Annotated in this window: 11 protein-coding genes; 9 read left to right on the forward strand and 2 right to left on the reverse strand. The window is 68.6% G+C overall.

What is annotated here, in order from left to right; genetic code table 11:
- Positions 1–17 precede the first annotated feature (17 nt).
- Both BLW84_RS27535 and BLW84_RS27540 read left to right on the forward strand, forming a co-directional pair.
- Entirely contained in the window at positions 18–746 is a 729-nt protein-coding gene (locus tag BLW84_RS27535) for a DUF6319 family protein (RefSeq protein WP_093271146.1), read from the forward strand.
- 110 nt (positions 747–856) lie between these two features.
- A complete protein-coding gene (locus BLW84_RS27540; protein WP_245761423.1) occupies positions 857–2,269 on the forward strand; it encodes an MFS transporter in 1,413 nt (470 codons plus the stop codon).
- A gap of 147 nt (positions 2,270–2,416) precedes the next feature.
- On the opposite strand, the gene BLW84_RS27545 is transcribed toward BLW84_RS27540, so the two are convergent.
- The gene (locus BLW84_RS27545; protein WP_093270919.1) at positions 2,417–3,658 is read right to left on the reverse strand and encodes a M14 family zinc carboxypeptidase; all 1,242 of its coding nucleotides are present in this window, start codon (positions 3,656–3,658) and stop codon (positions 2,417–2,419) included.
- A gap of 136 nt (positions 3,659–3,794) precedes the next feature.
- Here BLW84_RS27545 and BLW84_RS27550 point away from each other — a divergent pair, with 136 nt between their 5' ends.
- Both BLW84_RS27550 and BLW84_RS27555 read left to right on the forward strand, forming a co-directional pair.
- Positions 3,795–4,943, forward strand: a complete 1,149-nt coding sequence (locus tag BLW84_RS27550; protein ID WP_245761424.1) for an MFS transporter — start codon at positions 3,795–3,797, stop codon at positions 4,941–4,943.
- 297 nt (positions 4,944–5,240) lie between these two features.
- Positions 5,241–5,663, forward strand: coding sequence for a hypothetical protein (locus BLW84_RS27555; protein ID WP_093270922.1), 423 nt, complete (start codon positions 5,241–5,243; stop codon positions 5,661–5,663).
- On the opposite strand, the gene BLW84_RS27560 is transcribed toward BLW84_RS27555, so the two are convergent.
- A complete protein-coding gene (locus BLW84_RS27560) occupies positions 5,656–6,036 on the reverse strand; it encodes a hypothetical protein (RefSeq protein WP_093270925.1) in 381 nt (126 codons plus the stop codon). The genes BLW84_RS27555 and BLW84_RS27560 overlap by 8 nt on opposite strands.
- 299 nt (positions 6,037–6,335) lie before the next feature.
- Here BLW84_RS27560 and BLW84_RS27565 point away from each other — a divergent pair, with 299 nt between their 5' ends.
- The 5 genes from BLW84_RS27565 to arfB all read left to right on the forward strand — a co-directional run bounded on the left by BLW84_RS27565 (position 6,336) and on the right by arfB (position 12,057).
- Positions 6,336–8,402 carry a transglycosylase domain-containing protein gene (locus tag BLW84_RS27565; protein ID WP_245761433.1) on the forward strand — a complete coding sequence of 689 codons (2,067 nt, stop codon included), beginning with the start codon at positions 6,336–6,338 and terminating at the stop codon, positions 8,400–8,402.
- Between the two features lie 311 nt (positions 8,403–8,713).
- Positions 8,714–8,899 (forward strand): hypothetical protein, encoded by a 186-nt coding sequence (locus BLW84_RS27570; RefSeq protein ID WP_143061121.1) that lies wholly within the window; start codon positions 8,714–8,716, stop codon positions 8,897–8,899.
- A 126-nt stretch (positions 8,900–9,025) separates the two neighbouring features.
- Entirely contained in the window at positions 9,026–9,982 is a 957-nt protein-coding gene (locus BLW84_RS27575) for a CPBP family intramembrane glutamic endopeptidase (RefSeq protein ID WP_177226721.1), read from the forward strand.
- A 115-nt stretch (positions 9,983–10,097) separates the two neighbouring features.
- Entirely contained in the window at positions 10,098–11,456 is a 1,359-nt protein-coding gene (locus tag BLW84_RS27580; RefSeq protein WP_093270936.1) for a serine hydrolase domain-containing protein, read from the forward strand.
- Positions 11,457–11,622: 166 nt separating this feature from the next.
- Positions 11,623–12,057 carry an alternative ribosome rescue aminoacyl-tRNA hydrolase ArfB gene (arfB, locus tag BLW84_RS27585; RefSeq protein WP_093270938.1) on the forward strand — a complete coding sequence of 145 codons (435 nt, stop codon included), beginning with the start codon at positions 11,623–11,625 and terminating at the stop codon, positions 12,055–12,057.
- Positions 12,058–12,080 lie beyond the last annotated feature (23 nt).

A 12,080-nucleotide genomic window follows, 5' to 3' on the forward strand; every position in this document is an offset into this window, starting at 1 on the left:
TTGAGCAAGGGGTGGCGATGTCACCGCTGTCGTCCGATGAGCTGCGCGGGATCCGCGAAGAGCTGAACGCCGGAACCACACCGACGGTGTGGTTCACCGGCTCGGCCGTGGGCGTCCAGGAAGGCCGCTCCGGCAAGGTCGTCGCGCTCGGCGAACCGGCCGAGGGCGACTTCATCCAGGTCCGCCCGGCCGGTTCGAAGGACGTGCTGTCCTTCTCCGCCGCGGAGGTCACGAAGGTCAAACCACCCCGCAAGAAAGCGGCACCACCCGAGCCGCCGGCGAAACCCGCCGCGAAGCCACGCCCTGCCACACCGGCACCGGCACCGGCTGCGGCGAAGCCACCGGCGGCGCAGGAGAAGCCCGCCACACCGGCGAAGCCTGCCGCCCCGGCGAAGCCCAAGCCCGCCGCAGCTCCGGCCGCTGCGTCGACGACGCCGGCCGCGGAGTCGGCGGCACGCCGCAAACCACGGCAGGCGAAGCCGATCGGCGGGGCGACGGTGACCCTGACGGCGGACCAGGACGGCCAGTGGAGCGTCGAGGTCAGCGCCGGCAAGAAGCGCGTGGTGCGCCCGACGCCCGTCGCCGCGAACGCGGTTGCGCAAGCGGCGAAGGCGCTGCACGACGACGTCGCGGCAGCGGTGGAACCGCTGATCGACGCCGCTCGCGAGCAGCAGCGCCAGCGCGTCGAGCAACTTCGCGCGGAGCTCGCCGTGGCGCAGGCGGCGCTCGACGAACTCGGGAACTGAGTCCACTGCGCTGAGCCGGATTTCCACGTCCGAAGTTCGCCAGCATCTGTCGTCGCGCTCCGATTCACTCATGCCAGGCATCAGGCCGGGACATGGTGAAGAGGAGCTCGATGACCGAAACGTTGTCACGGCGGCGTGGCGCTAGCGGGCAGCTCACCGCGCTGCTGGGCGGGATGTTCCTCGGCAACGTGGACGTGGCCATCGTCAACGTCGCCGCGCCGTCGGTTCGCGATGACCTGGCCGCCACTGGTGCCGAGCTGGAGCTGATCGTCTCCGGCTACGCGCTCAGCTTCGCGGTGCTGCTGATCACCAGCGCGCGGCTGGGCGAGATGCGCGGCTACCGGCGGATTTTCCTGCTCGGCCTGGCGGTCTTCACACTCGCGTCGCTGGGCTGCGGGCTCGCACCAACACCCTTTCTGCTGGTGTGCGCGCGGATCGTGCAGGGGGCCGGGGCGGCGTTGATGACCTCGCAGGTGCTGACCGGAATCCAGCTCAACTTCCGGGACGACGAACGCACCCGGGCGCTGGGCCTCTACGCGGTGACCCTCGCGGGCAGCGCGGTGATCGGGCAGGTGCTCGGCGGCCTGCTGGTCTCCGCGGACCTGTTCGGCGCCGGGTGGCGTCCGGTCTTCCTGATCAATGTGCCCATCGGCGCGGCCCTGTTCGTGACCGCCTGGTTCTTCCTGCCCGCGGACCGGGTACGCAGCACGGAGCGACTGGATCTGCCAGGAGCGGCGGTCCTGGCCGCGGCGCTCGCATTGCTCATCGCCCCGATGATCCTGGGGCGGGAGATGGGCTGGCCGACGTGGATGCGGCTGTGCCTGGCGGCCAGCCCACTCGCGTTCGCGCTGTTCGTCGTGGTCGAGCGCCGCGCCGCACGGCCACTGGTCGAGCTGGGCCTGCTGCGGCGGGCGCCGGTGGTGTGGGCGATGGTCGCGCAGACAACAGTGCGGGCCACGTACTTCGCGCTGCTGTTCGTGCTGGCGCTCCACCTCCAGCAAGGGCTGGGGGAGAGCGCCACCTATTCCGGGCTGGTCCTGGTGTCCTGGGTGGCGGCCTTCGGTGTCTCGGGTCCATTGCTCGGCCGGATGCCCGCGCGCTTGAGGAGATCGGCCGCACCGGCCGGGAATCTGCTGCTCGCCGCCGCCTTCGCCGGGATCGGCTCGGGCCGGTGGTGGGACGCCGCTTCCAGCGGGCCCCTGCTGATCGTCCTGCTCGGGCTCGGCGGGCTGGGGTACGGAGCGGCGTTCAGCGCCACGCTCGACCACCTGACGAGCGTCGTCGAAACGCGCCACGCACCGGACGTGAGCGGACTGTTCAACACGACGTTGCAGATCGGCGGTGCCGTGGGCGTCGCCGTCTTCGGCGCGATCTACCTGGACCTGGCGCCAACGAGTGGGCCGGAAGCGGTGACCGCCTTCAGCACAGTCGTCTTCGCGCTAGCGGCGGCGGCCCTGGCCGCGGCGGCATGTGCCCAGCTCGCGATCCGAACCACCAAACCCCGACAACCACCGGATGCCTGATGAGAGCATGGGAACCTTCCTGTCACCCACCGGTCGAGCAGGCGCTGTGACCAGGTGATTTCCAGAGGCATCCGGTATCGACGAACGGCGCTCGCCGCCGCGTGAGGACGCAGCCGACGAGCGCCGCCAGTCGTGTGCCGGGTTTCGTCACTCGATGTCGGTGGTGGCGGTCATGGTCTGCTTGCCGCGGTCGGTGGGCGGGATGCGGTCGTAGGCGGCGGGGTCGAGGTGCTCGACCTGGCCGCTGGCGACCGACGAGAGGATCCCGTCGAGTCCGATGTAGACGGCTCGGGTCAGCATCGCGCGGTGCTCCTCGCCCAGCGTCTGGGTCTGGCCGCGGACCTCGAACAGCACCGCGCCGCTGCCGTTGAGCTGGAACGTGCCGAGGCCCGTGCCCGGCAGGTTGGTGTCCTGGGGGTAGAGGGTGATGTTGCCGAATTCAGGATTGCGGTTGGCCGCGGCCTGCAACGCGTTGTACGCGGCCACGTTGAGCTGCTTGGAGTACTCCGGCCGGAAGGTGCCGGCGAATTCGGCGTACGCGGCGCCCTCTGGGCTGGCGGGGTCGGCGACGAACTTGCCGGACAGGCTCAAGGTCACGAACCGGTCGGTACCCGGAACCGTGTAGCAGGCGCCCTGGTGGTGCAGGTCGATGTAGGTGTCGACCGCGCCGAACTCGGCCTGCAGCGAGCGGTAGACGTCGCGCACCGCCTGCGTCTCCGGGCTGATGAACCAGCCCGGCCGGTCGCTGCTGCCGGGGAAGTCCTGCGGCTGCGGCTGGTAGTCGAGGTCGGGGTTGTAGTCCCGGTTGACGTCGAAACCGGGCCGCTGCGAGTAGTCGTCGCCCTGCCGGGGCTCCGTGTAGTAGTTCCAGGACGGTGGCGTGGTCGCCAGCTGCGGGAAGCGCGCCTGCACCTCCTGCCACGTCATGTCGTTGCCGCGGCGATCGAGCGCCGCTCCGTCCGGATTGATCTTCGGCATCGCGACCACGGTCAGCTGCTCGCGGATCTGCTTGGCCCGGCTGGAATCCGAGGTGCCCAGGAAGTCGAGCAGATCCAGCACCGCATCCGGCCCGGTCTTCTCGTTGCCGTGGATCTCGGCGGTGACGAGCGCGACCTTCGGGCCGGTACCGACGCGCGCGAGGAGCATGTCGCGGCCCCGGTTGGATTCGCCGACGGTTTCCACCGCGACGCGCCCCGCGCTCACCCGCTCGATCCGGTCGAGCTCGACCAGGAGCTCGTCGTAGCTGGTGAACTCACTGATCGGGTTCTCCCGGGGCTCCTCGCTGCACGGCGGCGGGGCCGCCATCGTCAGCGGTGCGGTGGCCGCCGCGGGAACGAACGCCGATCCCGCGACCACGGCCGCCAGCGCCAGTGCTCGCATCCGATTCATGCAGAAACTCCTCGCCGTCGCAGTGACGGCCCAAGCCAAACCGATCTAGGCGAAAGCCACAATCGGCCATGAGTGCGCATCTCGGACTTCTTGGACCGGATGGACAAAGCGGGGTCGCGGGGCCTATCAAGAACTCGTGCAAGTCTCGGTTGAATCCCCCACCAAGGACAGGACGGCGTTGCAGCACCGGTCTTTTCGGCTTCTCCTGGTAGCGACCGTCAGCGGTTTCGCCGGATATGTGCTGCTGATGCCGGTCCTCCCGCTATGGGCGGTCGCGGGCGGCGCGGGCGAGGTCGCGGCCGGGGCGACCAACGCCGTCTTCATGCTCGTGACCGTGCTGACCCAGCTGGGCATGCCGTGGCTGCTCAAGCGCATCGACCATCGAATCGCTTTCGCGCTGGGCACGGTGCTGATCGGACTGCCCACCCCGTTGTACGCGCTGTCCAGCGAGCTGTGGCTGCTGCTCGGTGTTTCCTGCTTGCGCGGAGTCGGCTTCGGCCTTCTCACCGTGACCGGCGCCGCCCTGGTGGCCGAGCTGGTGCCCGCTGCGCAACGCGGCCGGGCGGCTGGGCTCTACGGGTTGTCGATCGGGCTGCCGAACGTCCTCTTCCTGCCCGCCGGCGTGTGGCTGACGCAGACGATCGGCTTCGGCCCGCTGTTCTGGATCGCCGGGGCGCTGCCGGTGGCTGCTACCGCGGCGGCGCTGGGCATGTCGCGAGTGCGGGCCAAGACCGTGGAGCGGTCCGGCACCTCGGCGTTCCCGCTGGCTCTGCTGCCGTCGTGGACCGTCATGACCACGGCGGCGATCGCGGCCGGCGGGCTCACGGCGTTCCTGCCATTGGCCGTCGCAGGATCGGTGGCCCCGGCGGCGTTGCTGGCCTTCGGCGCCGCCACGATGCTCGGCCGGTGGGCCGCCGGACAGCTCGGTGACCGGCTCGGGCACAGCCGGGTTCTGGTGCCGGCCGTGCTGCTGGCCGCGCTGGGCACGGGTCTGCTCGCGGTCGCGGCGTGGGGTGCGGCCCCGGTTTCCCTGGTCGGCGCGGCTGCCTTCGGCGCCGGGTTCGGCGCGGTGCAGAACATCACCCTGATCGTGATGTTCGAGCGCACGGCGTCCGGGGTGGCCAGCACAGCCTGGAACATCGCCTACGACGCCGGCCAGGGCCTCGGCTCGATCGGCTTCGGCGCCCTGGTCACGCTGTCCGGCTATCCGGTGACCTTCGCCGTTGCGGCGATCCTCATTGCCGTCGGCACGCCCCTGGCCGCCTCCCACCGCCGGCGGGGTTGAGAGCAAGGGAACCTTCCTGTCACCCAACGCCTCTGCCGCCCACCGGTCGGAAGGGCCGCAGCATGGGAACCTTCCTGTCACTCGCCTCACGAGCCGGGCCGGTCGTGGTGACAGAAAGGTTCCCTTCCTGTCACCACGCGTAAGACCGTCGGTGTGTGGTTGGACACATGTCGTGGGATTTCAGCCGGCCGAATCGCGCTTCAGCGGATCGGCGAATCCGGCACCTGACGATCGGAGTGAACAGCCCGTGACGACACCGGGCCACCCCGCAGCTCGGGACCGCCTAGAATTCGAGGTGTGTTCCGCAGCCTGTTGACCCCGCGTTGGCTGCTCCTGCACGCGCTTTTCGTCGTGGCCGCGGTCGCCACCGGCTTCCTGGCCGTGTGGCAGTGGGATCGCGCGCACGAAGCAGGGGGAAGCTTCCAGAACCTCGGCTACGCGTTGCAGTGGCCGCTGTTCGGCGTGTTCACGATCTTCCTGTGGGTCCGGCTGATGCGCATGGAAGCGCACCGGGATCAGGACGAGGCAGAGCCGGAAGCCGCGGAGACCGCGCTCCGGGAAGAAGGCGCGCCGCAGGTCGAGGCCCAGCCGGCCGCGCGCCGGAAGCGGCCGCTGGTGCCGCCGCCGGCGCCGCCGGTCGGTACCGAGGACGATCCGGAGCTCGCCGCCTACAACCAGTACCTGGCGGACCTGAACAAGTCGGATCGCCACGCTAGTTGAGCGTGATGCCGCCCTGGATGTTGCGCGCCTGAATCACGTTCTTGGCGTTGCCGGTGTTGATGTTGACCACAGCGTTGCCGGTGGCCGAGATCTCCTTGTGCACCTCGGCGCCCTCGGCGCGCAGCTCCTCGGCGAACTCGGCGTCCTCCGCGCAAACCTGGTCCAGCCGTTCGGCCAGGGCCTTCACCTGCGGCTGGCCCGCCGAATCCTGTTCCGCGGCTTCGAGCGCGGCCTTCGTTGCCGAATCGTTCTGAGATCTCCGGCGCAGGAGGTCGCGGACCTTTTCCAATGCCTGCTTTCCGGCGGCGCCGAGCGCGGTAGCGGCCTGCCCGGCGAGCGCGGTGGCCAGCGAATCCAGGAACGGGTCGGTCATTTCTCCTCCGCGGTGATCGACTCCGGTGGTCACCAAGTGTAGTGATCCAGGCCGGGAACGTGGGGCTGTCGGCGAGGACTCGGCCGTTCGGTGCAACGCCGCGCGGATCGGCGGATGTGATATCAACGAATCGACTGACAGCTAGGGAGAACGCGGGCGTCGGCCGATGCCGACGGGACGCTCTCGGGCCGGTCGTTGGACGAGCGGGGGAGGGCCCCAGGTGGGCCCTGCGATCGGCGGTCGAGTCGGGTGGACATTTGGTGATTGGGGCTGGCGTGCGCGGCGGCGTGCTGTTGAAGATGTTCGGGCTATGCGTCCTGGCCGGTGTGCTTGTGGCGGCGTTGTTGCTGCCGATGGCGACCGGGACCGGGGCGATGGTCAATCAGACGACCGACGCCATGTCGAAGATGTCGGGTTCCCTGGCGAGGCGCGACATGCCGCAGGTGTCCACCGTCATGGACAAGGACGGCGTGCCGATCGCGTACTTCTTCGACCAGTACCGCATCGAAACGCCGCCGGAGCAGGTCTCGGACACCATGAAGGCCGCGATCACCGCGGTCGAGGACAAGCGCTTCTGGGACCACGGCGGCGTGGACTGGCACGGCACCATGCGCGCGCTGGCGACCAACGTCAGCAGCGGTGAGGCAGCGCAGGGTGCGTCCACGATCACCCAGCAGTACGTGAAGAACTACCTCGTGCACGTCGCGGCGGACTCCGAGGTGGAGGCCGAGAAGGCCAAGGAGTCGACGATCGCGCGGAAGCTGCGCGAGGCGAAGATCGCCGTCGAACTCGAACACACCATGACCAAGGAGGAGATCCTCACCGGATACCTCAACGTGGTGCCGTTCGGAAACCAGACCTTCGGCGTCGGCGCGGCCGCCCAGACCTACTTCGGCACCACCTCCGACAAGCTGACCATCGCTCAGGCCGCGCTGCTCGCCGCGATCGTCAACCAGCCCGGTTCGCTGAACCCCAACAGCAACCCGCAAGACGCGATGCAGCGCCGCAACCTCGTGATCGACCTGATGGCGGACCCGAACAACAACATCCGCATCACCAAGGAAGACGCGGAGCGGGCCAAGCAGGAACCGCTCGGCGTGATGTCGCCGCTCGGCCGGCCGCCGAACGGCTGCGCCGGCGTCGGTGACGGTGCCACCGACGGCTTCTTCTGCACCTACGTCACGGACTACCTGAACCGGCTCGGCATCGACAAGGACAAGCTGAAGACCGGCGGCTACACCATCCGCACGACGCTCGACCGCAAGGCCACCGACGCGGCCAAGGCCGCCGCCGAAGCCCAGGTGCCGACCCAGACCGCGGGCATCGCCAACGCGATGGCGATGGTCGAGCCAGGCAAGGACAAGCACAAGGTGCGGGCGCTGGTCGCCAACCGCGACTACGGCAACGACGCGAGCAAGGGCCAGACGGCGTACGACATCGTCAGCCGGGTGCAGCCCTTCGGCGCAGGCTCGGTCTACAAGGTGTTCACCGCGGCCTCCGCCATCGAGCAGGGCATGAGCGTCTACGAGACGATCGACGTGCCACCGTCCTACACCTCCCGCGTGTACAAGAACGGCACCGCGCCGTACACCGTCTCCAACGCCGACGGCGTGCAGCCGGGGCCGAGGACGCTGCAGATGGCGTTGGCCACGTCGCCGAACACGGCGTTCGTGGCACTGTCGGAAAGGGCAGGCCTCAACAACGTTGTGGACATGGCCTCGCGCCTCGGGTTGCGGGTCGGCATGAACGGGGTCAACTCCAGCGGCCTTCCCCTGAAGACCGATGGCTCGAACGGCCCGTCCCAGGCCGACGTGATCAAAAAGGGCAACCGGGGCGCTTTCACCCTCGGTTACACCCCGACGAGCGTGCTGGAGCTGTCCAACGTCGGGGCGACGATCATGAGCGGCGGCGTCTACTGCCCGCCGACTCCGATCGAGGAGATCAAGGACCGGCACGGCAACCCGCTGCAGCTCAACGAGGCCGCATGCGAGCAGGCGGTGTCCCCGCAGGTGGCGGCGGCCTTGGCGCAGGGCATGAGCAAGGACGACACCGACGGCACATCACGCCAGGCAGCGCAGGGCGTCGGCTGGAATCGGCCCATGATCGGCAAGACCGGAACGACCCAGGCGCACCAGTCGGCGGCGTTCCTCGCTGCGACTCCCCAGATGGCCGGTGCGGTCCTGACCTACGCAGACGGCAGCAGCCCCCAGGGAATCTGCGACGGCGGCGGTGACGCGCCCCCGTACTTGTGCGGGAAGAACGGCGGCAACATCTACGGTGGCAAGGTGCCGGCCCGGACCTGGTTCGCCGCGATGACGAAGGTTCACGAAGGTCTGCCACCGGCAGCGCTGCCCAGCTGGCCCTGACGCCGCTCAAACCTGAAGCCCGTGCTCACGCCATGAGCACGGGCTTTTTCATGAGAAAGTAAAACGGCGGTCGAGATACCGCCATAGGGGTTCGTTCATGTCGTGATTGCAGTAATGCGAATGCCTTGGCGAATGCGTCGGGAATCAATCTTGATCTATAATCAGGCCTGAAGGACCATAGTTTCATGGCTTTCTGCGCGGACGGGATGTTCCATCCAAATCCCGCACATGGTCGGTGAACCGTGATCATTCCGGCTCTCGTACTCGTCATAGGTGTGGGGGCGCTTTCAGTGGGAGTCGCGGTGGCTCCGTTGAAGCGCGTGGTCACGAGGGTCGTGTTCCTCGCCATCCACTTAGCAGTGTCGATCGCGCTTTTCGTCTGGGGCGTGTGGGGCGATCGAGACTGGTCATCCTACGTGTTCCTCGGCATCGCTCTGGGGCCCGGTTCGGTCGTCAGCGCGATCCGCATCCTGCGGGCGATCGTCCGAAAGGAGTGAGGTCGATGGGCTGGCGCGTGTGATCCGTCACCCGCAATGTTCGCAAGGGGCTCCCGTCGTTTCGTGCGGCGAGAGCCCCCTTGTCTGCAGGGCCCGGCTCTCGGCGAGGTTTGGCAAACTGGCGAAGTGAGCATTGACCAGGACCGAGTGGACGTCCGCGGCGTTGTCAGTTTCGTCGCAATCGCCTATTTGCCGGCGTGGCTGCTGACCCTGCCGCTCTGGTTGACCGGTGAAGGGCTGTCGTGGAGTTGGGCGCCCCTCGTCCTCTTCCTCATGATGTTCATGCCGGCGGTGGCGGCATTGGTGGTCACCAAGTGGATCAGCCCGCAGCCGAAGGTGCTTCGAGGGCTGGGAATCACCAACCCCGGCGGCATCAAGAAGTGGTGGCCCTACGCGCTGATCGCCTGGCTGGGGCCGCCGCTGGTGGCGACCCTCGCGCTGATGGTGGGCTACCTGCTCGGGGTGTACCAGGCCGACTGGACGGGTTTCTCCGGACTGGCCGAGCAGTTCGGGGCCACCGTGGTGGGCGCGGAGCCCGAGACGTCGCCCGGGATGCTCGCGCTCACGCAGATCGCTGCGGTCTTCGGGCTGGGCTGGCTGCAGGTCATCCCAGCGCTCGGTGAAGAACTGGGCTGGCGGGGCTACCTCACCCAGGCGCTGCTGCCCCTCGGGCAGCCCGGCGCGTTCCTGACGACCGGTGTGCTGTGGGGCCTGTGGCACGCACCGGTCCTGATCCTCGGCTACAACTACCCGACGCTGCCGATCGTGGTGGCGTTCATCATGATGGTGTGCTTCTGCACCCTGGTGGGAACGCTGCTGGGCTGGCTCAGGCTCACGTCGCGCAGCGTCTGGCCCGCAGTCATCGCGCATGGATTCCTCAACGCGGCGGCCGGTTTGGGCACGGTCTTCAGCATGGCCGGGCACCCGGTCGACAACGCGTCGACGGGGCTCCTGGGATGGAGCGGGTGGATCGTGCTCGCTCTGCTCATCCTGGTGCTCGTCATGCTCGGGAAGCTCCCGGTGCGGTTCCCGGCGGAGACGAGCGGGATCTCCCGAGGAGTCACCCGCCGCACCCGCCGCTGACGGGTTTCGGTGCGAGCATGGGAACCTTCCTGCCACCCGCACCTGAACCGCAGGCCGGTCGCGGGACTCCGAATGCTTCAACAACGCTTTTCACAAAGGGTGGAAGCATGGGGGCATGACGAGTCTGCTGCCCTCCACCCAGCGAGCCCTCCTCCGTCGCCTGGCCGTGGAGCAGAGTGAAAACCGTGTTCCCTCGCTGATCGCGGGGCTGATCCGCGACGGCGAGACGATCTGGGTGGACAGCCGTGGGCAGGTCGGCGGCCGGCCCTCCACAACGGACACCCAGTACCGGGTCGGTTCGATCACGAAGACCTTCGTCGCCGTGCTCGTGATGCGCTTGCGCGACGAAGGCCGCCTCGACCTCGCCGACAAGCTCGACGACTACATCCCGGGCACCTCGATCGGCAAGCGGAGCATCGGTGAAATCGTTTCGCAATCAAGCGGCTTGACCGCGGAGCCCGCCGGGCAGTGGTGGGAGCGAACCCCAGGTGGCAGCGCCGACGAACTCGTGGCCAGCATCGACGAAACCGCGCTGCGCCCGACGCCGCGCCACGGCTTCCACTACTCCAATGTCGGTTTCGGCGTGCTGGGCGAGCTGGTGTCCCGGCTGCGCGGAGCTCCCTGGAGCGAGGTGCTGCAGCGCGAAATCCTCGAGCCGCTCGAGATGAAGCGCACCACGCTCAGCCCGGTCGCGCCGCACGCAGAGGGATTCGCGGTGCACCCGTGGGCGGACGTCGTGCTTCCCGAGCCCGCCGAGGACGCGGGAGCAATGGCCCCTGCCGGCCAGCTGTGGTCGACCTTCGACGACATGGCCCGGTGGGCGCGCTTCGTGATCGGCGACAGCGGCGAGGTGCTGCACCCGGACACCGTTGCCGAGATGCGATCGCCGGCGTCGGTCGACGACGGGGCCGAATGGCGAGGCGGCTACGGACTCGGGCTGCAACTGCTGCGATACGGCGGACGTCGGCTCGCCGGCCATACCGGATCGATGCCCGGATTCCTGGCGACCGTCTGGGCAGACCCAGCTGAGAAGACCGGCGTGATCTTCATGGCCAACACGACGGCGGGAGTCACGGGGCTGTTCGCGACCGACCTGCTGGACCTGCTCGCGAAGCACGAGCCCCGAATCCCCGCCCCATGGGAACCCCGTAGTGACGCGGACCTCCGGCTCCTGGAGCTCACCGGCCAGTGGTACTGGGGACCGACGCCCTACGTGCTGCGGGTGCTCCGCGACGGTCTGCTCGACCTCTCGCCGTGGCAGGGGCGTGGGCGGGCATCCCGATTCCGCGCCAACCCCGATGGCACCTGGACCGGGCTGGACGGCTACTACTCGGGCGAGATCCTGCGCGTGGGGCGAAACGACGACGGTGTGCCCACCCACCTCGACCTGAACACGTTCATCTTCACCCGCACGCCATACGCCCCCGACGCCCCGGTGCCCGGCGGCGTCGCCGGCTGGCGCCCAGCCCAGTAACCCGCGGCTGGCTTTCAAAGCATGGGAACCTTCCTGTCAGAGCGGTGACAGGAAGGTTCCCATGCTTCAACCTTCGATCTGCCAGCTCGAACGGGAGCCGGGGCGTTCCGACGAGCGAGGTGCAGCCGCAGGACCGGCCAAAACAGCGTGAGGCATGCTGACTGGTATGCAAGCAGACTTGCCCGTCACCAGCCGCTGGACGATCCCTGCGCTCGAGCTCGCCGAGCGCTTCTCGCGGTCCTCCGGTCCTGGCGGGCAGGGCGTCAACACAACGGACTCGCGGGTCGAACTGTCCTTCGGCCTCGCCCGCTCGACGTCGATTCCGGAACCCCTGCGGGAACGTGCGATGGAACGCCTCGCCCACCGCCTCGTCGATGGCGTGCTCACGATCGCAGCCTCCGAGCATCGTGCGCAGCTCTCCAACCGCCAGGCCGCTCGGGAACGGATGGCCAGGCTGCTCGCCGAGGCAGTTTCCCCGCCTGCCCCGAAGCGCCGGCCCACCAAACCGACCAAGGGGTCGCAGCAACGTCGTCTCGCTGGTAAGAAGCGGCGTGCGGAGGTGAAACGGCAGCGTCGTCGAGGTGATCCCGGCGACGCCTGACGTGTGCTGCGAGTGTGCGCAGC

This window comes from Saccharopolyspora shandongensis (genome assembly GCF_900106995.1).
Taxonomy (GTDB): Bacteria; Actinomycetota; Actinomycetes; order Mycobacteriales; family Pseudonocardiaceae; genus Saccharopolyspora; species Saccharopolyspora shandongensis.